The organism is Vibrio owensii CAIM 1854 = LMG 25443, from assembly GCF_000817815.1.
In the GTDB taxonomy this organism is placed as follows: Bacteria; Pseudomonadota; Gammaproteobacteria; order Enterobacterales; family Vibrionaceae; genus Vibrio; species Vibrio owensii.
The window spans coordinates 94,091-117,164 of record NZ_JPRD01000028.1 but is presented as its reverse complement, the minus strand read 5'-3'; the positions used below and the strand labels follow the sequence as shown (position 1 = coordinate 117,164).

Annotated in this window: 23 protein-coding genes and 1 pseudogene; 7 read left to right on the top strand and 17 right to left on the bottom strand. The window is 44.0% G+C overall.

Going from position 1 to position 23,074, the window contains the following annotated elements; translation table 11 throughout:
* The first annotated feature begins 31 nt into the window (after window positions 1–31).
* From H735_RS16620 to H735_RS16610, 3 genes are all read left to right on the top strand, one after another.
* Window positions 32–1,120 carry a DUF1214 domain-containing protein gene (locus H735_RS16620; RefSeq protein ID WP_020197337.1) on the top strand — a complete coding sequence of 363 codons (1,089 nt, stop codon included), beginning with the start codon at window positions 32–34 and terminating at the stop codon, window positions 1,118–1,120.
* Between the two features lie 711 nt (window positions 1,121–1,831).
* Window positions 1,832–3,163, top strand: a complete 1,332-nt coding sequence (locus H735_RS16615) for a cytochrome ubiquinol oxidase subunit I (protein WP_020197336.1) — start codon at window positions 1,832–1,834, stop codon at window positions 3,161–3,163.
* A 2-nt stretch (window positions 3,164–3,165) separates the two neighbouring features.
* Window positions 3,166–4,158, top strand: coding sequence for a cytochrome d ubiquinol oxidase subunit II (locus H735_RS16610; RefSeq protein WP_020197335.1), 993 nt, complete (start codon window positions 3,166–3,168; stop codon window positions 4,156–4,158).
* A 74-nt stretch (window positions 4,159–4,232) separates the two neighbouring features.
* Here the strand turns inward: H735_RS16610 and H735_RS30190 are convergent.
* The 4 genes and pseudogenes from H735_RS30190 to H735_RS16595 all read right to left on the bottom strand — a co-directional run.
* Window positions 4,233–4,331 (bottom strand): annotated as a pseudogene (locus tag H735_RS30190) (monovalent cation/H(+) antiporter subunit G); the annotation flags it as partial.
* Window positions 4,332–4,507: 176 nt separating this feature from the next.
* Entirely contained in the window at window positions 4,508–5,557 is a 1,050-nt protein-coding gene (locus tag H735_RS16605) for a carbohydrate porin (protein ID WP_227741556.1), read from the bottom strand.
* Window positions 5,558–5,887: 330 nt separating this feature from the next.
* Complete coding sequence (locus H735_RS16600) at window positions 5,888–7,138, bottom strand: aromatic amino acid transporter (RefSeq protein ID WP_020197333.1); 1,251 nt, start codon at window positions 7,136–7,138, stop codon at window positions 5,888–5,890.
* A gap of 309 nt (window positions 7,139–7,447) precedes the next feature.
* Window positions 7,448–8,083, bottom strand: a complete 636-nt coding sequence (locus tag H735_RS16595; protein WP_020197331.1) for a LysE family translocator — start codon at window positions 8,081–8,083, stop codon at window positions 7,448–7,450.
* Window positions 8,084–8,652: 569 nt separating this feature from the next.
* On the opposite strand from H735_RS16595, the gene H735_RS16590 reads away from it, so the two are divergent.
* Together H735_RS16590 and H735_RS16585 are read left to right on the top strand one after the other, a co-directional pair.
* Entirely contained in the window at window positions 8,653–9,321 is a 669-nt protein-coding gene (locus tag H735_RS16590) for a winged helix-turn-helix domain-containing protein (RefSeq protein ID WP_020197330.1), read from the top strand.
* A complete protein-coding gene (locus H735_RS16585) occupies window positions 9,314–9,772 on the top strand; it encodes a hypothetical protein (RefSeq protein WP_020197329.1) in 459 nt (152 codons plus the stop codon). Before H735_RS16590 ends, H735_RS16585 begins: the two co-directional genes overlap by 8 nt.
* A gap of 28 nt (window positions 9,773–9,800) precedes the next feature.
* On the opposite strand, the gene H735_RS16580 is transcribed toward H735_RS16585, so the two are convergent.
* Window positions 9,801–10,412, bottom strand: coding sequence for an IbrB-like domain-containing protein (locus H735_RS16580; RefSeq protein ID WP_020197328.1), 612 nt, complete (start codon window positions 10,410–10,412; stop codon window positions 9,801–9,803).
* Window positions 10,413–10,539: 127 nt separating this feature from the next.
* On the bottom strand, window positions 10,540–11,007 hold the full coding sequence (locus H735_RS16575; RefSeq protein WP_020197327.1) for a hypothetical protein: 468 nt from the start codon (window positions 11,005–11,007) through the stop codon (window positions 10,540–10,542).
* 244 nt (window positions 11,008–11,251) lie between these two features.
* Between H735_RS16575 and H735_RS16570 the strand changes: the two genes are divergently transcribed.
* The gene (locus tag H735_RS16570; protein WP_020197326.1) at window positions 11,252–12,253 is read left to right on the top strand and encodes an NADH:flavin oxidoreductase; all 1,002 of its coding nucleotides are present in this window, start codon (window positions 11,252–11,254) and stop codon (window positions 12,251–12,253) included.
* A 134-nt stretch (window positions 12,254–12,387) separates the two neighbouring features.
* On the opposite strand, the gene H735_RS16565 is transcribed toward H735_RS16570, so the two are convergent.
* Together H735_RS16565 and H735_RS16560 are read right to left on the bottom strand one after the other, a co-directional pair.
* Window positions 12,388–12,948 carry a hypothetical protein gene (locus H735_RS16565; RefSeq protein ID WP_020197325.1) on the bottom strand — a complete coding sequence of 187 codons (561 nt, stop codon included), beginning with the start codon at window positions 12,946–12,948 and terminating at the stop codon, window positions 12,388–12,390.
* 71 nt (window positions 12,949–13,019) lie between these two features.
* Entirely contained in the window at window positions 13,020–13,364 is a 345-nt protein-coding gene (locus tag H735_RS16560) for a hypothetical protein (RefSeq protein ID WP_020197324.1), read from the bottom strand.
* Between the two features lie 166 nt (window positions 13,365–13,530).
* Between H735_RS16560 and H735_RS16555 the strand changes: the two genes are divergently transcribed.
* Window positions 13,531–14,208: a response regulator transcription factor gene (locus tag H735_RS16555; protein ID WP_009704583.1), complete on the top strand. Its 678-nt coding sequence runs from the start codon at window positions 13,531–13,533 to the stop codon at window positions 14,206–14,208.
* Between the two features lie 14 nt (window positions 14,209–14,222).
* Here the strand turns inward: H735_RS16555 and H735_RS16550 are convergent, their stop codons facing one another.
* From H735_RS16550 to H735_RS16510, 9 genes are all read right to left on the bottom strand, one after another.
* Entirely contained in the window at window positions 14,223–14,753 is a 531-nt protein-coding gene (locus tag H735_RS16550) for a type II secretion system protein (protein ID WP_020197323.1), read from the bottom strand.
* Window positions 14,754–14,768: 15 nt separating this feature from the next.
* A complete protein-coding gene (locus tag H735_RS16545) occupies window positions 14,769–16,040 on the bottom strand; it encodes a sensor histidine kinase (RefSeq protein WP_020197322.1) in 1,272 nt (423 codons plus the stop codon).
* An 11-nt stretch (window positions 16,041–16,051) separates the two neighbouring features.
* Complete coding sequence (locus H735_RS16540; RefSeq protein ID WP_020197321.1) at window positions 16,052–16,744, bottom strand: response regulator transcription factor; 693 nt, start codon at window positions 16,742–16,744, stop codon at window positions 16,052–16,054.
* A gap of 17 nt (window positions 16,745–16,761) precedes the next feature.
* Complete coding sequence (locus H735_RS16535; RefSeq protein WP_020197320.1) at window positions 16,762–17,304, bottom strand: type II secretion system protein; 543 nt, start codon at window positions 17,302–17,304, stop codon at window positions 16,762–16,764.
* 40 nt (window positions 17,305–17,344) lie between these two features.
* On the bottom strand, window positions 17,345–19,042 hold the full coding sequence (locus tag H735_RS16530; RefSeq protein ID WP_238320686.1) for a GGDEF domain-containing protein: 1,698 nt from the start codon (window positions 19,040–19,042) through the stop codon (window positions 17,345–17,347).
* A gap of 330 nt (window positions 19,043–19,372) precedes the next feature.
* Window positions 19,373–19,846 (bottom strand): type II secretion system protein, encoded by a 474-nt coding sequence (locus H735_RS16525; protein WP_020197318.1) that lies wholly within the window; start codon window positions 19,844–19,846, stop codon window positions 19,373–19,375.
* 210 nt (window positions 19,847–20,056) lie between these two features.
* A complete protein-coding gene (locus H735_RS16520; protein ID WP_020197317.1) occupies window positions 20,057–21,718 on the bottom strand; it encodes a SpoIIE family protein phosphatase in 1,662 nt (553 codons plus the stop codon).
* Between the two features lie 21 nt (window positions 21,719–21,739).
* The gene (locus H735_RS16515) at window positions 21,740–22,000 is read right to left on the bottom strand and encodes a hypothetical protein (RefSeq protein WP_020197316.1); all 261 of its coding nucleotides are present in this window, start codon (window positions 21,998–22,000) and stop codon (window positions 21,740–21,742) included.
* Between the two features lie 254 nt (window positions 22,001–22,254).
* Window positions 22,255–22,869 carry a glutathione S-transferase gene (locus tag H735_RS16510; protein WP_020197315.1) on the bottom strand — a complete coding sequence of 205 codons (615 nt, stop codon included), beginning with the start codon at window positions 22,867–22,869 and terminating at the stop codon, window positions 22,255–22,257.
* Between the last annotated feature and the right edge of the window lie 205 nt (window positions 22,870–23,074).

Sequence of the window (23,074 nt, the reverse complement as noted above, 5' to 3'; positions counted from 1 at the left end):
CAACGCTTCCTTAACCCTGAAAGGTCCTATTATGAAAAAGACGTCATTAGCACTGACCATGGCTCTGATCTCTTCGGCTGCTTTTGCTGCTGATTTACCGACGACACAACAAGTGATCGACAGCATCGATTCCTCTAACTGGGCAGTAAATCCGCTTGATTACGGCATGACAGCAATGGAGTACCAGCGCAAAGAAGCCGATTTGTTCGCACAAAAGATGCTAAGCCGTGGTGAGTTGAACCAGTTCATCCACTTCCCTGGCCTATCTCAAGCGGGTGATACTTGGGTAGTCACGCCGAATGTCGACAACGTCTATTCCCTTGCGGTTATTGATGCGCGTAAAGGCTTCAAGATTGAAATCCCAGACATGGGTGACCGTTTTGTCTCCCTTCACATCCAAGACCAAAACCATACTTTTGTTCAGTACACTTGGACACCGGGTGTGTATGAATACAAAGCGGGTGATATTGAAACCGACTACGCGTTTATTGGTGTTCGTGTAGGAACAGACGCAACGGCCGATGACTTGGCGTACATCAAGAACGAAATTCAACCCAAGATGAAGATTGAGTCAAACTCAGCTGTACCATATACCACTGACACCAAAGAGGAAGACATTGCTGAGCTGCGTTCTGCCCTACTTAAAGAATGGGGTAAGTTACCTGACATGTACGACACGGTGCAATTCGATATTCATGATGTTTCTAATTGGGAGAAATGGACCTACACCATCGCTGGTTCTTGGGGTCTGAGCCCTGAATCGACGGCAATGTATGCTTCTTGGGCGCCTAAAAACACCAAGGCGAATGAATGTTACACCGCAACGTTTGATCATGTTCCGGCGAAAGCCTTCAGCTCGCTAACTATGTACAACTCAGACAACTACTTGATGACAAACGACCACAATATTGTGAGCACAAACCGTAAAGACTTTAAGAGTAACGAAGACGGCAGCTTTACGATCATCTTTGGTGGGGAACAATGTCATGCCATCGCTGACGAAAAAGGCGTGAACTACGCGAAAACACCAGTAGATGGATGGCGCGCACAGCTTCGAGCTTACGTGCCAGATGTGGAGAAGATGAAACACTACCAGTTACCAAAACTAGAAAAACTGTAGTGAAAACGCTCTAGACAATTTCGATTAATAGTTTTTAAGGACAAGTTAACGCTTGTCCTTTTTGTTGTTTGTCCTCTCTTGTTGCTTGTCCTTTCTTTTTAGGGCAAGACAAATAATGGGTCAATGGCTGAGTACTTTCACGTTGGAACTCAAATATGCACTTATGTGCATTATTTAGCCATTAATTAATGGAGAATTAAACGTAGTCACAAAAGAATGGAATGGTTGGCGAAAACGCTAACGTTCTACTCGATTGTTGTGTTTTTCAAGATCTCCGAGTGATTAGCCAAGCACTCTTATGTATCTAGCAGTCATTGACTCGCGCGGATGACTCCAATTCCGCGCCGTTTTTTTGTCTGATAAACCAAAATCGAACATCCAAAGCAACAAACGCGAATATCCTTACTAAAAACACTGTTTCTGTAATTTTATTTCAGAATTATCGAAACCATCATAAGGATAATTCGAACTAATCTTAATTCATGCAGCTTCAGTTACATTTGCTTTCTTTTACTCACTTCTCGCGACTATTAGCGGCATTTTGAGACAATTTCCCACACTCCTTTCTTTGTCTTAGTTGATATAAATCATGGTTAGAAGAAAACAGAATCACCTGTCTTTCTCGATACATGAATCCAAACTGCCCGATTTTTCGTAACTAAATTACAGATACACACGATTTCTAGTACGGCACGTTTTTGAGGAACCAAGATGTTAGATACCCTCATGCTGTCGCGGATCCAGTTCGCGGCCAATATCAGCTTTCATATTCTCTTCCCGACCATCACCATCGCGTTAGCGTGGATGTTGGTGTTTTTCAAGTGGCGATATAACCGCACACAAGCTCCCGTATGGCTCGATGTTTATTACTTCTGGGTCAAGATATTCGCTCTTACTTTCGCCTTAGGTGTGGTATCCGGCATTACGATGAGTTTCCAGTTTGGTACCAACTGGCCAGGCTTTATGGAACGAGTCGGAAACGTAGCAGGACCATTGCTCGGATACGAAGTGATGACCGCCTTCTTTATGGAAGCCACCTTCCTTGGCGTGATGCTTTTTGGACGAGGGCGAGTACCGGAATGGGTTCATACTCTCGCCACCGTTCTGGTTGCTGTTGGGACAAGTATGTCCGCATTTTGGATTCTGGTTCTTAACAGCTGGATGCACACACCAAGTGGCTATGAAGTGATTGACGGTATTGTGCATGTAACCAGTTGGAAAGAAGTCATTTTCAATCCTTCTTTACCTTACCGTCTTCTGCACACGCTATTAGCATCGGCGCTGACTGCCAGCTTCTTGATTGCGGGTATCTCGGCTTATCAAATAATGAAAAAGCCAGATCACCGCTCAGCCAAACTTGGCTTAAAAGTCGCGTTGTTCGCGGCGGCTGGATTCATCCCAATTCAAATCTTTGTCGGAGACCTTCACGGGTTAAACACGCTTGAACATCAACCTGCAAAAATTGCAGCGATGGAAGGTGTGTGGGAGACCGAGCAAGGCGCGCCTCTTCTTCTGTTTGCGATGCCAAATGAAGAAACTCGCAGCAATGATTTTGAAGTGGGCATCCCAAAGCTGGCGAGTTTGATTCTTACGCATGACTTAGACGGGGAAATCCAAGGACTTAACGAGTTTGCACCTGACCACCCGCCAGTGAAGCCCTTGTTCTTTGGTTTCCGCGTGATGGTTGGTGTGGGTGTTCTTATGCTGCTGGTTAGCTGGTATGGAGCGGTGAAGCTAGCACGTAAAAAATCACTACCTAAACCTTACCTGTACACGGTATTGACCATGACGTTCTCTGGTTGGATAGCCACACTTGCGGGTTGGTATGTTACTGAGATTGGTCGGCAGCCTTGGTTAGTCAGCGGTGTATTGCGTACATCAGAAGCCGTCACTACGGTTGCGAGCAGTAGTGTGATGACTTCGCTCATTATGTACTTAGCCATTTACGCGGCATTGCTGGTTGCGTACATCCATACCCTGTTCTATTTGGCGCGCAAAGACGTTGCAGCCCATGAAGTCCCACTGACACAACAAGAGGCCTAATCATGCTCGACTATCTACCAGAAATTTATCTTCTGCTGCTTGGCTTCTCGGTCTTTATGTATGCCGTGCTCGACGGCTACGACCTTGGCGTCGGTATCCTGTTGCCAAGTGATAATGAAGCGCAACGTGACCGAATGATAGCGTCTATTGGCCCGTTCTGGGATGCGAATGAAACGTGGTTGGTGTTAGCCGTCGGTATTCTGCTGATTGCCTTTCCTACCGCTCATAGCTTGATTTTGACTGAGCTTTATATGCCGACCGCGATTATGCTGATCGCTCTGATCATGCGTGGCGTAGCGTTCGACTTCCGAGCCAAAGCAAACTCGGATCATAAACCTCATTGGGATTGGTGCTTCCGAATTGGATCTCTAGTCACCGCGCTAACCCAAGGTTACATGGTCGGCCGTTACATCATGGGATTTGAACAATCAGCCGAAGCATTTGGCTTTGCTTGGTTAAGTGCACTTTGTGTAACGGCGGCGTATGTTTACATCGGTGGCGCATGGTTGGTACTGAAAACGGAAGGTGATTTGCAAATACGCTCGGCGCGTTGGTCTCGTCGTGCGGGTTGGTTAGCAGCCTTGGGAATTTTGGTGGTGAGCGTTGTAAACCCGATTGTAAATCAACAAGTTGCCCTGCGTTGGTTCAGCTTCCCAGAAGTCTTGTTGCTTGCCCCACTCCCATTGATTGTGTTGACGACCATCTTCCTCGTTGATCGCTATTTGCGTCAGGTTCCAATGGTGAATGATCTGGGTGTGCGTTGGCCTTTCTTTGGTGTCACCGTCATTTTCGCGTTGAGCTTTCTTGGTCTTGCGTACAGCTTCTTCCCAGAAGTTGTGCCGGGGTTAATGACCGCACAAGAAGCCGCTTCATCACCTGCGACCTTAATGATTGTGGGCTACGGCGTAATGATCGTTATGCCGATGATTTTGCTTTACACCTTTATGGTGTATCGAATCTTCAAAGGCAAAGCGACAGAGCTTAGCTACAAGTAGACAAGACAATTACCTACATAGAAACGCCGCTGATTTAGCGGCGTTTTTGTTTCTACTCACAAGTCATATAAGCCCTATTTCTTGTTGTTTCTCCAGATTTGATAACCACTTTCCTGCGTCGCCTTACCCAGCAAGTGCGCCGCTACCGGGGCAGTGATAAAGATAAACAACATTGCACATTAATTAGCCATTATTTAGTTGAGACTTTAAGACCAAACGAGAGAATGAAGGCGCTAACAACACGTTAGTTCTCCAATCCAATTAGCTACACACTCCTTTGTATCTTGTGGTCTTTGACACGCGCGGCCGTCGCCGCGCTTTTTTTTACCAAAGATTCTACGATTCGGAATTAAAACGTTAGTCTTGCTCGCAGGCCAAAGATCAACGCATTTTCCTCGCTTGGATTCCACGCTAAATCACTGACGTACTGAAGATTAGGAGTCAAGGACAGCGCGCCAAACTGCATACGGTAGTAGACTTCCGCATTGACTATCTCATCAATCTCCATCGGTAAGTTCGGCTTAGCCCATCCCACGGCCATGCCCAAAGTATTACCATCAAAGCCTAAGTATCCGGTTCCGAACGTGAACGATGATTCGTACAGTGATTCGTCGCCGTGTGAGACACCCGCTCTGACAAATGGCATCCAATCCCCCATAAGGTAGGTTGCAGAAACATTCACACCATAGTTTTCCGTTTCTTGTTCCTGTTTTCCATCACTGTGCCATAAGGTCATGTGGATGTTCTGAACATAGAAAGCATCTTTCGCCCCTATCCAACCAATTTCCAAAGACTTAAAGTACTGGTTATCACGCACGATCTGGCTCAACCCGTCAAACGGCTCCGTTGAATCGGCGAGCGCATCCGAAAAGCTCACTAAGCCATAAAAATTATCCGAAGTAATATGCCTTAGAGTGAAACCTAAAGTGGACTCATCTGGAATGGGGATCGTACCAACACCGGTGCTGAATTGGAGGTTTGAAAAGCCAGCGTAAGGATTGCCAAGCGCGTAAGTATCGACATAATCCGTACTGTCGAGGAACCCGACCATCAGTTCGGTATTTTGTTGGTTGAACTCTTGTCGCCAGTACAAATTGGTTAATCGAAGACCAATGTCGCTGAATGCTGGTTGAATGATGCCGTAACCACCTAAATTATCGAATATGTACATCAGCGGTACATCATTAGTTAAACGATGTTTGTGGTCGACTCGAAGCTGGACTTGCCCAACATTGCCACTCTGATCCTCAAACGCCCTCCAGTTTGCGGTAACACGACCGATACCAGAAACCGCATAGTCGTCTTTGTCTTCCATCGCGGCACCCGAGCCAAGACCGAAAAGAAAGTAATCTCCGTTGATTTTCAAATTGCCGTCGACATACGCTGCACTCACAGGCACCGAACTTAACAAAACACCTAATAATCCAGTGTATTGTAAAGCGCTTATTTGTTTTTTTGATTTTCTGTTCGAGTGATTATTCTTCGTGTGATTAATTGTCATTTTTAACGTCCTTTAATTGTTTCTATCGTTATTGCTTGACGAAATACTTAAATAAAAAATCCTTCTTCAATGAGAAACTCTCAGACTATTTATTTAAATGGGACATCGAAATTTAAATAGAGATATCCGCACCTTAATGGAAACATCAGGTGTCATTTCAATCCGTAAAACGAATTCAGGTCATATTAGTTGGCTTTTATATTCGAGTATTCGTCATGAATATTGAATTTATCCCGTGAACATGGGGATAACATCAAGTAATGTCAGCAGGTGGATGACCATGACCGCGATACCAAAAAGTAAAGAAGCCCACAGCACGACACTTCCGCCTTTTACCGTAAAAGTAGGCTCTGCACTCTTATCGTTAGAGTCTTCGCGGATGTCGTCTGCTTTTCGCTGAGCTCTCAGTTTGGCAACCAGAGCCGCTGGAATAATACAGGCCCAGATTGCCGCAGCGAACGCTGCATAGCCGATGGCAATAAGAAACCCAAACGGGAATAGTAAAGAGAGAACCAGTGGAGGGATAAAGGTTACGCACCAAGTTTTGGTTCTACCTTCTTTGGTGTCATCAAATTTGAATAGGTCGGCAAGGAAATCAAACACGCCAAGTCCTACTCCAATAAAGCTTGATAAAATAGCAGCGACAGAGAAGGCACTGATGACTTGTGAGATAAACGTCACTTCAATCACTTTGCTCAGCTGATTCAAGAGCGCATCTGCATTGCCACCCGCTTCAATGACATGGCTGAATTCACCACGAGGTAAGTTACCGTATATTGAGAGCAGCCAAGCGCTATAAACCACAAACGCAATCACCGTTCCGCCAATCAACGCCTTACCCGCTTTACGTTCGCTTTGGTAGTAGTCTCGCAAGGAAGACACCGAGTGATGATAACCAAACGAAGCAAGCGCAATTGGCAACATAGGCGCCACGTAAAGCACGTAGTTCGCGCCCTCGTCACCGGAATTCAACAACACGGACAGGTCGATTTGGCTTGCTAATCCTGAGATCCCAAACACAAACGAGATAACCATGAAAAGGATCAACAATACTGAAATTCGGTCCACCCAACGCGTTGAATGCCAAACGAAAAAAGAAAACACCATCACATACAATAATGAGGTCACTTTGGCATTGACTGAAAACATATCCGCCAATACCAACCCAGCAGAGGTAATGTAGGCGTACAACAGGATACCGCCAACAAAATACACCGCTAAGTTATTGATGATACTGATAGGTTTACCTAACACGGTTTCAGTTACCGTGCTGAACGATGCTTTGTAAGGAAAGGAAGAGTACGCTTCAAGCAGAAGCCAACCGGAGAACGTCATGATGATCATAGTGCCGAATAGAATCAGCAACGCCCACCATGTCCATGCGCCTGATGCTGCGGTAGGCAAGCCAAGCATACCAGCACCAACACAAACGCACGCAATAATACAAGCACCACCATAAACAGAGGGAGACTTATTCATACTGATGCTCCTTAATATGGTCTACACACATCTGACCCAGCGGATCAATTCGTGCTTCTGCACAATAACTCCATTTCTTCCAATATAGTGTTTTATCTTTTGGTGTTAATAATTCAACATTGTTTATATTTATCATTACTTTTCCCTTTTTATTTTGCACTATTATATTTAAACGAAAAAATCAAATAGCCCTCCTATTATTGATGAAATTATCTTTAATTTTTTATGCCAAGATTAAAGCCAAGTTTTGAAACCCAAAAATCCTTATCGTGAAGATAATTTTCACGACCTCACTTAGAAAACTTATATCTAGTTAATTACCGCCAAGAGCCCTAATAAAATGAATATCGAGCCTGCCCACTTCGACAAATAAATCCATGCATTGTGTTTTAAAAGCAGTGCAGCACGTAATCGTGATGCAAGTAGGACACTCAATAAGTCAGCACAGCTAAATACAATGTTGGTGATGATGCCGAGTAGTAACAGTTGAGGCCAAATATCTGACCCAATATCGCGACTTACAAACTGAGGCAAAAAAGCTAAGTAAAATAACGCGGCTTTGGGGTTTAGAACATCTACGATGATGCCATCAACAAAGACCCTCTGGTCAGAATCATGCTGACAACCAGATTGTTGTTTCTCACACCAGACTTGTGTTTGAGCTTTGTAGATTCTGGTAATGCCAAGCCATATCAAGTAGACAGCACCAAGATGTTTCATTGCCTCAAATACCATTGGTGATAGTACGAAAGCGGATGACAAACACACCGCAGATAAGACAACGTGGAAGTACCCTCCCAAATGCAACCCAATAACAGAAAGGATACCCGCTCGCTTACCACAACTTAAGGTTTGCCCCACGCTATAGAGCATTGCTGGCCCAGGCATAAAGGCATAAAGAAATATCAACAAAAGAAAAGCCGTCATTTCTGGCGTTTGGATCATCCGAGACTCCCTTTGGATGCAGAACAAAGATGTACAAATAACTCGTTCAGTTCGCTCCGTGATATGCATTCCACAATCATGTTTATTAAGCGCAAAAACCTATGTTAGAAATGCAAGCATCCTCTACCTCGCTCAATAAAGGTAATTAATCATCGTTAAATAAGAATTAATAATTGAAACGTTAGAATGCATGGAACGATAAGTAATCCCCTCAACGACCATGCCCTGATTGCGATTACCTAAAATATCTTCACTTTTCAGATTCATTCCTAAACATTAAATAACCATATCTAATTTCCTCATCTTGTTGACTGCAACCAATTGACTGAAATTGTGCGAAGAAATTCTTCATATATATGCCTGAGATCGGTTGGATAATAAAGGGTGACGACATTTAACAAATATGAATAAATAGTCCATTTTTTTGTGGGCAAGATCCCTATAAACAACAATCGAACATGTAAATTAATGATTAATTACTTATATATTTAACATTAAACCAACACCATAAGGGTGAACTTTCATACCATTTATCAGCGTTCAAAACTAAATAATAAAGGTGGAGCTTTATGAGACCTCAACAAATCGACAGCATTGAAGTGCCAATAGGAAACTGCACGCTGAAGCGAACCGAATCCGGCGCTGAGCTCATTCTGGGAAATGGCAAGTCGTTCTCGATTACCATACCTGAGAGTTGCATCTTAGATCGTTTGTGCAAAAGCCCTGGTGACGTTGTCGTGAAGGATGAATTGATTCTAGAGGCTTGGGGAAGTGCGGAGATCATCGGTCCAAATTCGCTGCCGGTCGCGATAACCAACTTAAGGAAGGTGCTAGAAATCGACAATATAAAAATCCTTAATGTGCCTAAGAAAGGCTATCGGATCCAAATACCCAAACAAAATACAGACGTAAAGAATAAAGACAAAGATTCTTTTATTGGTGAACCCTCTAATGTTCAAGTCGATGCGTTAGTGACCCATACCGTAGAAAGTTGTCGTTGCGAAAAGCGAAAGTTCTTTCTTTCGATATTCATGATTTTTGTTTGTGTTTATATATTGTTCTTTTGGTGGCTTTCATGGGTGAATTTAGAATGCAAAGAACTTAAAACAGGTCAAATCTGCCATATTGAAGGAGATAATCCACCTTCACTCTTAACTAAAAATAAAACAGGGAATTACTTTTACTCTACTCGTTCTGGGTTAATTGAATTAAACAATGAGGAACAAGCTAATGATTAATAGAACCGTTATGGCACTCGCTCTACTTTTAACTGTAAGCATTATTCTAACGATTCTTTACTCGTTTATTAATGGAGCAACATGTCGCTATTCCATCAACTTTAAAACCGATGAGAGAGATACTTTTATGACGTGCTATCGAGGCAAGGTTGTCGCCATGCATTCAAAGCAGAGTGAGCATGGAGACTTGTTGTCTAAATGGAAGGTGGAGGCAAGGCAATTTAAGCTAGGCGACCAAGTCATTCATTTCATCTACAGTCGAAATCCGATAGTCGATGACCGGTTGGAAGACTCTAATGACCACTTCAACCATGTAACATCAGGGTATCGTGTGCTTTTTTATAACTCTAAACGTCATGATGACAAAGTGTATTTGTTTAAGAACTTTCCGCGATACAACGTACACGTCGGCACAATCAACGGAAAACTCGATTATTGGGATCAGCAGTAATCTACCCTGCTCTGTTGTGCTAGCGAGATTACTCCAAGTAAGCAGAGAGGCTAGTTTGTCGTGAATACTCCCCTAGGTCGCCAACCTGAAGCATCTTTGATATTTCGCCGTCGAGCATTCCTATTTCTTGGTTAATACGCTCGTTACTCCAACCTAGTTGAACAAGGTTGATGACAAGATCCGCAAAGGCCTCATAGTCCGTGATTCCTCGGGCGCTGTTATGCCGGATAGACGAGGACATACAATTCGGTAGGCAGGTATCAAATACAACACAAGGCGCATAACCAGGGATAGGTTGTAAAACAGGGTGTGACTGTATTAGCTCAAATCGATGAACACCATCAATAATGGTAAACGCTTTTCCTTTGTCGATTTTGTTCACAATGATCGGGGATGTGATGCCATCTATGAGCAAAGATCGTTTCAGCAAATCGCGCTCCGCCGACTCCATCGTATTGGCCTTATAGCCATTTGCTTTGATTTTGGCGATGGGAAGCAATTTCACGTTACAGACTGGCGGTAGATTCGATGAAATTTCATAGACAAGTTGTGTAAACGTATTGTAGAGCGATACCTTTTCCTCGTTGGATAGGCCGCTCTGTTCTTGCTCTGGTGAGTTTAACTGTGTTGTATTCACCATATGGTGCTCCTTTGACAGTGGTGATTGAGAGAGTTTGTGATTGAACGATGGAAGAGATGAATTCGGGACGTGGTACTGCTGTGATATAACGGCTTAAGCTATCTTGCGTTTTCCCAAATTCTTTATGTTATTGCTTTTGAAAATTTAAGATTTGCGCACGCCATTGTTCGAAGTGTTCAAACAGCTTTTTTCCGAGTTCCGGATGGTTATCTCGGCGCGAGAGGTAAAAACGCTCTACACAAAAGTAGAGGTTAGAAACCATCACTCCTGACGCATAAACTTGCTTGCCATCAGGTTTGCACATCCGAACGCAAAGATAACCCGCTGGCCGATTACGTGCATTTTCGATAAGGCAGAACAACACACCTTGGTCGAAAATTTGTGCACAAAACGTCTCTGGCGTGTAATAGAGGTTGGTGATCCGAGATTGGCTAAAATCGAGCGCCCTACGTGACTTTTCCTCGTTCTTTCCGCTTTCAAGTATTGAGCTAGATATTGAACTCGATTGAAACATACAGTGCCCAGTTAACTGCTCGAAGTTAAGCCGGTTAATAGCTTCAAAATCTGTCGGGCTGACCTCACGAACCTTCCACATACACACCTCTTCTTTTATCGGGTTCCGGTGTTCTTTCTTCTGTCATCGTGCTTTTTGTTGACGCACAAAAACGTGATGCTTCAGTTCAGCGAAGATCGGTAATGAGTAAAATTAAATTAGCGTAATTTATGAAAATGTAAGATAGAAATTCGAAGTATTCGGATTGAAACAGAAGATTCGCACTCATATTCTTGGCAAAGTGACATAGAATGTTTGCTCTTATTTCGATAACACGAGGGATCGTATGACTCGCTTTACTCCATTGAACGTCGCGAAACACCAACTCAACAACCGTTTGGTTGTGCCACCGATGGCCTCTCAAACCGCGACAACCGATGGCATTGCCACCCAAACCACCATTCAACACTATGACAAACTAGCGCAATCGGGTGCAGGTCTTGTGATGGTGGAATACAGCTTTGTGGATTTTACTGGCCGAAGTGAACCGAACCAGTTAGGTGCACACAGCGATGACTGCATCAAGGGAATGCAATCGATCGCAAAAGTCATTCATGCTCGCGGTGCAAAAGCAGGCTTTCAAATCACCCATTGCGGCGGTAAAGCACAGTTAGAGGTATGCCCAGATTTAATGGGACCTTCCGGCATAACCGTTCCCGCTTACGATCGCGTGTTACCACAACCAAAAGCAATGACGTTGGAAGACATGCTTATTTGGCGTCAGAACTTTATCGATGCTGCGCTTCGTGCCGACAAGGCTGGGTTTGATTTTGTCGAACTGCACTGTGCCCACGGGTATGGCTTGAACCAAGTTCTTTCTCCAGTAACAAACAAACGTGATGATCAATACGGTGGCTCATTAGAAAACCGCACTCGTTTGGTGGTCGAAATCATCGAAGCAATCCAGGCCAATAGCAACATTGGTGTGATGGTGCGCATCCCCGGTCAAGACCTTTACCCAGAAGGATTAACCCAAGAAGACATGGTAGAAGTGTGCCAATTGCTGATTAAAGCAGGCATAGACATCATTGATGTGTCATCTGGTATTGGTGGATGGAATCGTCCTAAAGATCGCCGCGGCGAAGGCTATCTGGTATCGGAGTCCACCTTCCTCAAGCAAGCGGACTTGGGTGTTCCTATCATCGGTGTTGGTGGAATTGAAAGCGCAGAGTACATCGACCAAGCCGTAAACAACGGTTGGCTCGATTTGGCAGCTGTTGGGCGTGCCATCTTGAAAGACCCTCTCGCTTTCAATCAACAAATCATGCAGCAAGAAGTCAGCGCATAACCTCCCTATTCCAAAAACAAATGCCGAAGTGAACTGCATCACCTCGGCATTTTTGCTTTCGTGGTTGTTCCTGTTTTTTGTGGTTATCTACATTTTCGCACTTATATTTGTTCACGGTTAAGGCAGAAGACGAATTACCACTTAACGATACCTAGCGTCACTTTAACGCCGCCTACGAGCGTTGAACCGCCATAGTCTTTTGCAAGGCGTAACAAGGTGTCATGAAATCCTAAGTTTGGAAATGCCGCTTCCACTTCTGCAATGACTTCTTTACTCAACCCCTTACGAACGCTGCCTTTGGTAGCATCAATCCAGTCTGCTTTTCGGCATGCTTCGATGACTTTCTGGTGCGGGCCTTTATACGGCGAAATCTTATGGTGCCAATGAATCGCACCGCGTAAAGCATCAGGATCTAACCCCCACTCAAAGTGTTCATTATCTGCCAGCGCCACAGCTTCAGAAGGTTCGAGATAAGCCAATTCATGGTCAGTCCACAAGCCAATGTCGTGATAAACAAATGCCGTTTCAACTAACTGCTCGTATTGCTCATCATTACCGAGGAAATGCATCGCATAAGTGATGGTTCGATAAACATGATTACGATAGCCCGGAAAGTCATCTCCGATTTGATCTTTATATTTGGCAAACAGCAATTCGACGCGTGGACGCTCCAATTTGATTTCGATTTTCGACATGTTTAATGGCCCCTTACCTTTCTTATGTCATCGTTAAAGCATAGCACCAGAATTTGTTTGATTATGGTCACTTAGCGCTCTTGTTTCTCACCCTGTGCCAATCTCATCGCTTTGTTCACCGCCACAAGCAATGCCTCATATTCTTCCCCATAAATATTGGCGATAGGTACAACGCTTCCAGTCTGATTCATACGCTCGATATCATTGGTAATGCACGTAATGGGTTTCACACAATTATGAACCAACCAATAGATCGTTGCCCACGTAAAGACTCCTGCAATAAAAAGCTGTGAGATAAGAACTTCTATCGAAATGTTCGGCCTTGATAGCGCAACCGTAGACACAGCAATCGATGCCCAAAAAAGCATATTGCACGTTGCCAACAATGCCACCTTAAAGTTAGTAGAGCGCCTCATCGCAAACTCCATTCATTCAATTGGTTGCTAAATTAGCATTTCGTGGGTTATCAACTGGTTAAAGTGACCGTTATCGTGACCTAAAGTTTCTATTTAAGTATTTGTTTTTCTGCGATTCTGGCTTAATAATCTATACTTCGCTTACCGCATTCTGCTGGAGAAAAATGTGACGCGCTCAAATACACTTCAATTGCTTTTGGTCGAAGACAACTTGGAACTGGCAGAAACCACTGTCGAACACTTTGAGCTTGAAGACATTAGCTGTGATCATGTCTCGAACGGCGTGGCCGCTTTAGAGTTAATAGCCAAGACGCACCACGATGTCGTGATATTGGATTTGAATTTGCCACGCATGTCCGGCATAGAGGTGTGTAAGAAATTACGGGAACAAGGCAGTGATGTCCCTATTATTATGCTTACTGCGCGGGACACACTAGATGACAAAATCGTTGGCTTTGAAGCTGGTGCTGATGACTATCTCACCAAACCGTTTGCCTTTGAAGAGCTGTTAATGCGCGTCAAAGTGCTCTCTCGACGACGCAGTGGCGAAGTGAACCTTCTGCAGTTGAAAGACTTAAAAATGAACGTGAAAGAGCGCCATGTCATGCGTGGTAGCGATGAACTCAAACTCTCTCCTACTGGCTATCGCATTCTAGAAGTCTTGCTGCGCGCCACTCCAAACCCCATCAGTCGTGAAGACTTAATCCAGAAGGTATGGGGAGATGAACAACCAGACACCAACAGCTTAAAAGTGCACATGTTCAAATTAAGGCACGCACTTGATGATAATTACGAAGAGAAGCTACTCCAAACCATCAAAAACTTTGGGTTTGTCTTGAAGTAACCCCTCAACGATATTTAGCAAGCGTCAGTTAGTAATCTTACTTCTGGAGTGGTGATGTTTTGGTACATCACTTGGCATTGGAAGTTGACGCTTTTCTTATCCAAATCAGAAGTGAAGAAAATATAGATTTGGTTGTTTGGCGTGCTTTTGTCAGTAAACAGATCAGCAGCATTGGGATCTTTTTGAACCGTAGTTAAAGACACCGCATCAATATTGAGCCGAGCTAAGACTTGTTTGTTCATGTCATCGAATGAATCATTACCGTCTACGCGTGGGTAACCATCTCTGAGCGGAACCACAACACCATTGATGACGATCTCTTGCTCACCTTGATCCAAACCTTCGACAATGGCACGCGTATGCACCATTTCTAGACCTGCTCGCATTGCTCCCTCAACCGTCTCCATAACCGCAACCTTTGAATCCTTTTGCAGGTTCAGGAATCTCGGCGCAGCAACCACGGCGAGAATACCCAAAATCACGATAGCGATAACGAGTTCAATCAATGTAAAGCCTTTGTTCTTCATGCCTACACTTGTTTTCATGCTAAGAATTGCCCTTTAAACAAACGTCACTTTCACTGCGCGACCATCTTCCAGCGCTTGTTCTTCATACTGCCAGTAATACTTGTCGCAGATTTTCTTGATGATCAACAAACCCAAACCAAACCCAGTCGTTTCGTGAGTCAGGTCTTTTTGTTTATCTCGATTGATCACTTGTACTTCTAGTCCTTGCTGCTTAATGATGACCTCACCTTCATTGGTGTGCTGAAATGCATTGCGCACAAGATTGGTAATCACGATTTTGCACATTCCTTCTAAGTGCAAACATTCAAAGCTATCGACCGAGGTTTCAACCTCTACCTTCTTTCCAGATAATAAGTATCGTTGCTCGTTCACGACCTGTTCGGTTAATACACCCAAACTGGTCATTGTCTCTCTGAGTTCTGTCGACTTTTCGTGGTTGAGCCATAACAAACTGTCACACAAATCGGACATGGCTAAACTGTTGTTTTCGATTCGTTGTAGATTCTTCAGTAAACGCTCTTTAGGCATATCACTGGCGATCATCTTTTTCATCAGTTCCGAATTAGAACGAATAACCGCAATTGGTGTTCTTAACTCATGGCTGGCATAACGAATGAAATCTTGCTCTTTACGAACACTTTTTCGTACCGCCGACACCGAGGAGTTAATAACTCGTGCCATCATGTTGAGCTCAGAAAACTTAAAGTCGGGAACCTTGGATAAATCGTCTTTCTCTCGAATATTGATTGCCCAGTTTTTCAGCTCTTCAACCGGTTTGGTGATTCTCTTGATGATGGTAAATACCCCAACCAAAAAGAAGATCAGCAGTACAGTGACAAACACAACGATGTAATCTAACTGAGGTAATAAGTTGATATTTAGCGTGTCGGCGAAATCATCGAAGGCGTTTTTGTTGATTTTGACTGCGACAAATTTGGTTTGAGCATCCACTTCGCTTTTGATCAACAGGTAGATAAAGCGGTTGGCGCTTCTTCCTGCGCGATACTCAGTCTCCGTCGCTTTAAATAACTTCCCTACCGCGAGTTCTTTTTCAACAAACTTGAGTTGAAATGCCAAGGGTAAATCATCCCAGTTGGCCGTGATGATAAAAGGCGGGTTGATGATGGGTTTGCCTGCTTGCGGCTCTTCCGTTTCCGCTTTCACCAGCATGACACCTTTGGTCACAAGATCGATACCAGTATAGAGGTTATAGGTGCTATAAGAGCCCGCAACAACGGCAAGGATTAACCCTAACACCGCAGAGACGGTGATGACGTACACTCTAAGACTGTCTTTGATCTTCACTGATGATTTTCCTATTGATGCCGCGACTCGGACTTGAGCACATAGCCAAAGTTAGGAAGCGTATGAATAAGCTTGGTGTTTTGCCCCTTATCCACCGCCTGACGCAGCTTAAACATGTGAACTTTCAAGCTGTTACTCTCTGGTGACGCATCGCCCCAGACCAATCGCATTATCTTACTTCGACTTACCGGTGAAGGACTAGCGCTCATCATCACTTTTAAAATATTGTAGCAAGTCGGCGATAACGTTAGAGCAATTCCCGCCCGATAAGCTTGCCTCTGCGTGATATCCAACACTAAATCGTCCACTACCAAGCGATCTGGCGTACCGCTACTTCGCTTCAACAGCGCAAGAACACGTGCCATTAACTCTTCTAGCGCGAAGGGCTTTACCATGTAATCATCCGCGCCAGCACTGAACCCTTTAAGCTTGTCGCTGAGTTCACTTCTTGCGGTGAGCATCAGCACGGGTAAATCGATGCCATCAGCTCGAAGGGTTTCACAGACTTTGATGCCGGATAAATGAGGTAAATTCACATCCAATATCACCAGATCGTATTCATCCGATCGTGCCAACTGTAATGCCATTACCCCATTGGCTGCATGGTCGCTGTGAATACCATGCAGCTCCAGATATTCCATAATGGTTTTTGCTAGTTCAACATTGTCGTCCACCAGCAGAACATGTTTGTGCGTGACTTCCATTTACGTTTCGCTCGTTATTAACAATCTTCAGTTTCCAGTGTTGTAATACTGTGCCCTGTTCTACTTGCCGTTGCTGGCGTGTAGTGGATTCGGCAACGCAGTGTATCGAGTTCACTCCAATCGCCATAAAACTGTGGGAAGATCCAAAAGCCGCCGTCGTAATCCGTTTCAAAGTTGAGTTTGTCTTCACCGTGCAAATCATCGTTAAGAGGAGAAACGTCAACATTCACCAAAGCTTTGAACTGTGACAGCGCTTGATTCGGAAAGACATCAAACCATGGATAATTATCAGCATTGGTTAAACGAATTTGCTGACCATCAATGACCATACAGCGCATTTGCTTGTGGTAATCACAAGGTTGAATCTCAGTAGACGGTACTTCTGACTTGGCAGAAAACATAGCAAACGAGGACTCAATAGCACCTTTGGTCGCTTGCAGTGTTGCGATTCTCGCGTCGGATTGTAATCCCATAAACTTAGGAGCCGCTGTCACCGCTAACACACCTAAAATCACAATCACCACGATCATTTCAATGAGAGTAAAACCTTTGTTTTTCATTTAAAACTCCTAACATTTACAACATCCCTGTTAGAAAGTTTTAGATAACGTAATCCACACTTAATTGGCGCTTAAAGCGTCGTTTTGCCGAGTACATGTTCTTGTCAGCTAACTCAATCGCAGCATCAATATCGTGATTCACGACTTTTGATAAGCCGTACGCGAATGACAAATCGAAACCTTTTTCTGCAAAGTAACGCGCCATTTTCGCGTTTAGTGCGTTCAATCGATTTTCAATGTCTTCGTATGCTGAAGAGTCAAAGACAATCACAAATTCATCGCCACCGTAGCGAATCACCACATCTTTTTCGCGCAGCGATGAACGTAATAAACACGCGAAATCCACCAAACAATTATCACCAATGCGATGTCCATAGTTGTCGTTTATCGCTTTAAAGCCATTCATATCAAGAAAAGCCACGATACGATTATCGTATGACGCTAAGTGGTACTTTAAGAACGAACGGGTATAACACTTGGTCAACTCATCCTTGGTTACATCCATTAGTCCAGTATTCGACGGACAAACAGTTGCAATGATGAATTTCTTGCCGTTGTAGACCATCTTTTCGCGAATCGTGTCGTACTCAATGCCCTCGAAAAACTCTTTATCTTTGTGGAACATAAGATGCTCGTCTTGCAGCAAGTTCTTATCTTTCTCTAAGCACAAACGGTAGCTTTCGTTTTCGTGGATGATCTCTTGCGGTTTCACACCAACGATACTGGTTCCGACCAACTCTCGGTGTGCCGCGTTATCAAAAATCACCACACCTTGCTCGTTTCTCATGATGACCAGCTTCTCAGCTGAATCGAGCATCGACACAACGCCATTCGCAATAATCGATGTATTATTGAAATAGATGTCTCTTAGGTTGCTCAGAGTCGTTTTCACGTCTTCGTTGTGCACGACTCCCAAGATGTCATGGTCTTCAATAAAGCGATTCACTTCTTCGCACTGTACATCTTCAATACTGTTTTCAATCAGAAAGTTATAAAGCTTGTAATCTAAATCCAAGCTCATTCGCAGCAGTGCTTCTACGGGTGCCTCTTGCTCAAGGTTGGAAAAGCAATCTAGCTCAACAATCTCCTCTAGCGGCATTGCTGGATAGAAGTAGAAGCCTTGAATCGTTGGCTTTTCGGCAAACAGTTCGATCAGTTCTTTTTGACGCTTGTTCTCAACACCTTCAAAAACAACTTTGTGTGTACATAGCGTTTTGATCTTTGAGTACAAAAACGACAGGTGCTTAAATTTACTGTAGTTTTTCTCAATGTCATGAACCAACGAACGGTCAAATTTGACTTCATCCGCACCGATAGTGAGTGCCAAATCCGCTCTCGCGAAATCTTTACCGAAATCATCAATAGACAGCTTGATGCCGTTGTCTTTTAGCAGCGCCACATGACTAAGAAATTCGTCATTCAGCTCTACACCTTGATGCTCAACCAACTCTAAAGAAACGTTCTTTCCTTTGAGCTGCTTGATCGCACTAAAGACGAAGTAATCATTCAAAACACTTGTTGGGTAGATGTTGATGGACACCGGAATTTGAATGTCAAACTTCGCGATGTCTTCCAAACAACGCTTCATCACAGCTAGATCAAGCGCCATGTTGTCTTTCACTTCGGCGAAAAATTCAGGTAGTGTTTTTTCAACGTCGACTGGTCGTAGCAAAGCTTCAAGACCAACGATCACGCCATCTTTTAGTTTTGGTTGGTACAACAAGTTGAAATCTGACATTAAGAGACCTTTATAAGTGTTTTTATTGAGTTGGTATTCACGTAGTTCGCTGACCAACACGTTTAATGACACTCGCCTCTACTTCCTGTTAATCATTAACAAGGTTAAATTCCATCTCAAAGCCAACGCTTTAAGAGGCACAGTGTGTGATATGAGTCATATCTTAAATTTCTCATGGTTAACGCTAAGTTAACGCCAGCCCCCGTTTTAATGATTAATTTTTATCGTCACCATAACGGTATGTTTTAAGGGACTTTTAGGGGAGCTTTTTGAGGGAATACGCACAACTTTTGAGCACAAAAAAGCCACTTTAAAAAGTGGCTCTAAGAATCATTTTGTTAACCCACTGCACTCTGCCGGATCTTTGATAACCACGGCTGTTGCTGCACTAGTCGCACCGGCTTGCGTGTACTTGATACAAGTTTTGTCATAACCCGCAATGCCGAAATGAATTGAAGCGCTGCCAGGGATTTCTTTATGTGCCCAGTCTTCTCTCAAGCCTTGCACCACAATAGATAGGTCATTTAAGGTCGCTTTTGGGTATCCGTAGGCGATAGCCAAATCAAGCGTACCTGTGCCATCAGTATCTAGATTAGCCTCTTTTGCGCGTTCTACACCCATCAACGCCGCTTTGCCGTAAACAATGCCCATCGCACCATTCATCGCCCCTCTTAACCCAGCAATTGCCGCGTTTCTCGCATCATCTTGCAAATTCAAGAATCGAGGCGCTGCCGTCACAGATAAAATACCTAAGATGACAATGACCACGACCAACTCAATTAAGGTAAAACCTTTCGCCTTCATTTTTTATTTCCCAACTACAAACGAGAGAAAAATCACGATGACAAGAGGCAGAAGCCCTGACTCTCCACCGGTTGACGGCGAATATACGACGAGGAAAGTTAACGCAGGGTTAACTCAAAACGGGCAGAAAAAATAAAGTTTAAGCAATCGATTAGCACGGACAAAAACATGCGTGTAAGAGGAAGATTTAAGCAGTATCACAAGCAGAAGTTACGATTTCGACGCCATTGCGACCGTAAAGCAATTGCGCTCCCCTTGATGTGATACAGAAAACGCATTTGTCATTTGGGCTATGAGCATCAAACCTCGCCCTGAAGGCATCCAACTCTCTTCATCGAATAGATTTGGCGTCTCAATTTGCTTTGAGGTGTAACTTTGGAAGGTTTCCTCAGAAATGCGATTGCCATAATCAAATACACGCACTTCTATGTTTTGCTGCTCACCTTGTGTTAGTTCGCATTCTAACTCAACCGTTTTTTCGGTTTGTTCTTGATAGGCATGAATGAAAGCATTGTTCATCAACTCAACCACACACAACTCTAGAGTTTGCGCGACATGAGAAGAAACCGAATGTTGTTGAAGGAACCCAACCAATTCGAGACTCGCTTGGCGTGAAACTTCTAAAGACGCTTGATAGGATTTCTGGAATACCGAACTTGTCGACTTAACAGCTTGCGATTGTGCACAGCCCAACCATTGCACTTTCAACAAGCTCACATCATCGTCGATTTCTGGTTTTCCTTGCCAGTTTTGCACTTGCTCCAAAACGGCATTGGTTTGTGCCTTTTCTGGCATCGCTTTACTCTCCTCGATGTTGGATAGCAGTCGGTCAATACCGTAAAGCTCCTCGCCTTGCTTGGCTTCCAATAAGCCATCGGAGAAGAACCAAAGTACGTCATTAGGCTTAAGTTGGACGCTTCCACCTTGGTACATCATCGGTTCCAATGCCCCGACGATGAAGTTGTTGTCACCAACAAGTTCCAAGCGGTTTTGTTCCGTCTGTTGCCAAACGAATTTTGGGTGGCCTGCAGTGCAATATTTCAGTTCACCAGATTCGGTGTTCAACACGGCATATTCGATAGTGAAATAGAGCTTGCTGTTTTGCGTTTGCTGGTAGCGTCGATTAAGCCTTTCAATCACAGCAGCAGGCTCACTAATGCGGTATTCGTTGTCGCTCCAGTCTAACGTTATCGACTCCGACTTGTTACGTTGTGACAAAGTTTGTTGAATCGAGAACGCCATCAACGCCGAAGAAATACCGTGCCCGGAAACATCGAAGACATAAAACGCAACGTGCGATTCATCTAGCTCGACATAGCCCAACATGTCCCCACCAATCTTAGTACAAGGAACATAAGTAAAGCTGAATTGTGCCGTGTGAATTTGTTCTTCCACAGGCAACAGTTGCCCCATTAACTCTCCAGCAGAGTCCAAATCCTGCTGAATGGTTTGATACGCTAAATCGAGCTCTTGGTTTTTTGTCGTGAGCGTGTTGTGCAGTTCTAAGGTGCGAAAGCCCGCTCTGATGCGCGCTTGTAGTTCCTCTACAGATGTCTTCTTGTCGACAAAGTCATCGGCGCCTGCATCCATGCCTTTGATGATGGAATCTTGATCGTTACGGGAGGAGAGAAGCACAAAGAAGATATAACGAGAAAACGCCGACGATTTAAGCTCACGACAAAGCTCAATGCCACTGATGCCTGGCATCATCAAATCACTGAGGACAAACTGAATGTCAGTTCGGTGAGTCAGCACTTCTAACGCTGACTCACCATCTTCAACGGCAATGACCTCGTACCCTTGCTTTTGCAATGCACTGGTCATGTAGAGCAGGACCGTTTTGCTGTCGTCGACCAACAATATGGACTTCATACCTCTCCTTGCCTGTTTGCTTTATGGCAGCACGCTACTCATGGATTGCGCATCTCTGAAACGGCTGTAATCTTCCGCTAAAAGTTGATGTTGATAACGAGTGTAAGACAACGCTTCATTCGAGATGACGATTTGGTTTTCTTTTTCCATCAATTGCCCACGCAGCAACTCGATTTGTTGATGCTGCTGACTGTGGTTTTGATACATGGCAACGAGTCCGCACACAGACGCTACGAGCAGCGTACACAACACGCCATTGATGGTTTTACTTCGAACACGCATAACCTCTCCTTGTCGCTTGGTGTCCTTCATTACTTGGTGAAGTCCAATAATGATTGGGACGTCTACAAACTAAGAACTCAAGGTTCCAAAACGCCGTGAGAGCCAATTGAGGTTGTTTCATTAACAGAGTTAATTATAGGAGAAAGGCAGAAAAAGAAGAGAAAACCTGAACAAATTGAAGATCTTTGCGCTTAAAACGACAAAAAGCAGCAAGTCTACAAAAGCCTTGCTGCTTAGAAAAATTACGCTAGAAGTTAACCTTGAAACGCTTCACGCACCGATACTTGTTCGAACCAACGCGCAATATTTGGGTAAGTTTCGAACACTTCAATACTCAAACCATTTATGGCAAAACCAACAAAAATGTAGCCGGTAATGTCTACGATGGTGAAGTTGTCCGTAGCGATGTGCTCACTTTCTGACAAGCGTTTGTCGAGAATTGGTAGGAATTCTAATACGCGAGATTTCGACTCGTCACCCCACGCAGCCACACAGTTTTCACGGTCTTGGTAAATTGCTGTGATATTGCGAAACGCCTGAAAAGCCGTGTACAAGCCTTGGAACTCCACTACACGATGCCACATTTCCACCTGAGCACGTTCGAGTTGGTTAGCACCAAACAGCGCCAGATCATTTTCAAACGCTTCATCTAGGTAGCGACAAATCGCAACGCTTTCACAGATCGTCGTACCATCATCCAGTTCCAGTAGAGGCACTTTGCCGTTCACGCTTTTCGATTTAAACGGTTCAGATAGGTTATCGCCCTCACGAACGTTCAGCGCAATTCGCTCAACCTCGCCACCGATTTCCTTTAGAAAAATGCTAACTCGCTTACAACTTGGAGTCATTGCGGTTTCATAGAGCTTCATTTCACATCCTTTTATCTTTTTCTAACCGATTGGTTAGGATATACTGTAGCCAGTTTATAAACGATCAGTCAAGAACTTCACTATCAAAAATTTTCAAACAGTTGTGGGTCTGTTTGCTGAGCGAGATTTTTGATGCCGTTTGTGAGTTCACATGAATTTGGAGGCTGATACCCAAGAATAGATGGGTATTCATCATATTGGTTCA

Excerpts from the sequence above, each read along its gene's own strand:
- H735_RS16620 (WP_020197337.1), top strand. The coding sequence starts at position 32 with ATGAAAAAGACGTCATTAGCACTGACCATGGCTCTGATCTCTTCGGCT.
- H735_RS16615 (WP_020197336.1), top strand. The coding sequence starts at position 1,832 with ATGTTAGATACCCTCATGCTGTCGCGGATCCAGTTCGCGGCCAATATC.
- H735_RS16610 (WP_020197335.1), top strand. The coding sequence starts at position 3,166 with ATGCTCGACTATCTACCAGAAATTTATCTTCTGCTGCTTGGCTTCTCG.
- H735_RS16600 (WP_020197333.1), bottom strand. The coding sequence starts at position 7,138 with ATGAATAAGTCTCCCTCTGTTTATGGTGGTGCTTGTATTATTGCGTGC.
- H735_RS16595 (WP_020197331.1), bottom strand. The coding sequence starts at position 8,083 with ATGATCCAAACGCCAGAAATGACGGCTTTTCTTTTGTTGATATTTCTT.
- H735_RS16590 (WP_020197330.1), top strand. The coding sequence starts at position 8,653 with ATGAGACCTCAACAAATCGACAGCATTGAAGTGCCAATAGGAAACTGC.
- H735_RS16585 (WP_020197329.1), top strand. The coding sequence starts at position 9,314 with ATGATTAATAGAACCGTTATGGCACTCGCTCTACTTTTAACTGTAAGC.
- H735_RS16580 (WP_020197328.1), bottom strand. The coding sequence starts at position 10,412 with ATGGTGAATACAACACAGTTAAACTCACCAGAGCAAGAACAGAGCGGC.
- H735_RS16575 (WP_020197327.1), bottom strand. The coding sequence starts at position 11,007 with ATGTGGAAGGTTCGTGAGGTCAGCCCGACAGATTTTGAAGCTATTAAC.
- H735_RS16570 (WP_020197326.1), top strand. The coding sequence starts at position 11,252 with ATGACTCGCTTTACTCCATTGAACGTCGCGAAACACCAACTCAACAAC.
- H735_RS16565 (WP_020197325.1), bottom strand. The coding sequence starts at position 12,948 with ATGTCGAAAATCGAAATCAAATTGGAGCGTCCACGCGTCGAATTGCTG.
- H735_RS16560 (WP_020197324.1), bottom strand. The coding sequence starts at position 13,364 with ATGAGGCGCTCTACTAACTTTAAGGTGGCATTGTTGGCAACGTGCAAT.
- H735_RS16550 (WP_020197323.1), bottom strand. The coding sequence starts at position 14,753 with ATGAAAACAAGTGTAGGCATGAAGAACAAAGGCTTTACATTGATTGAA.
- H735_RS16540 (WP_020197321.1), bottom strand. The coding sequence starts at position 16,744 with ATGGAAGTCACGCACAAACATGTTCTGCTGGTGGACGACAATGTTGAA.
- H735_RS16535 (WP_020197320.1), bottom strand. The coding sequence starts at position 17,304 with ATGAAAAACAAAGGTTTTACTCTCATTGAAATGATCGTGGTGATTGTG.
- H735_RS16530 (WP_238320686.1), bottom strand. The coding sequence starts at position 19,042 with ATGTCAGATTTCAACTTGTTGTACCAACCAAAACTAAAAGATGGCGTG.
- H735_RS16525 (WP_020197318.1), bottom strand. The coding sequence starts at position 19,846 with ATGAAGGCGAAAGGTTTTACCTTAATTGAGTTGGTCGTGGTCATTGTC.
- H735_RS16520 (WP_020197317.1), bottom strand. The coding sequence starts at position 21,718 with ATGAAGTCCATATTGTTGGTCGACGACAGCAAAACGGTCCTGCTCTAC.
- H735_RS16515 (WP_020197316.1), bottom strand. The coding sequence starts at position 22,000 with ATGCGTGTTCGAAGTAAAACCATCAATGGCGTGTTGTGTACGCTGCTC.
- H735_RS16510 (WP_020197315.1), bottom strand. The coding sequence starts at position 22,869 with ATGAAGCTCTATGAAACCGCAATGACTCCAAGTTGTAAGCGAGTTAGC.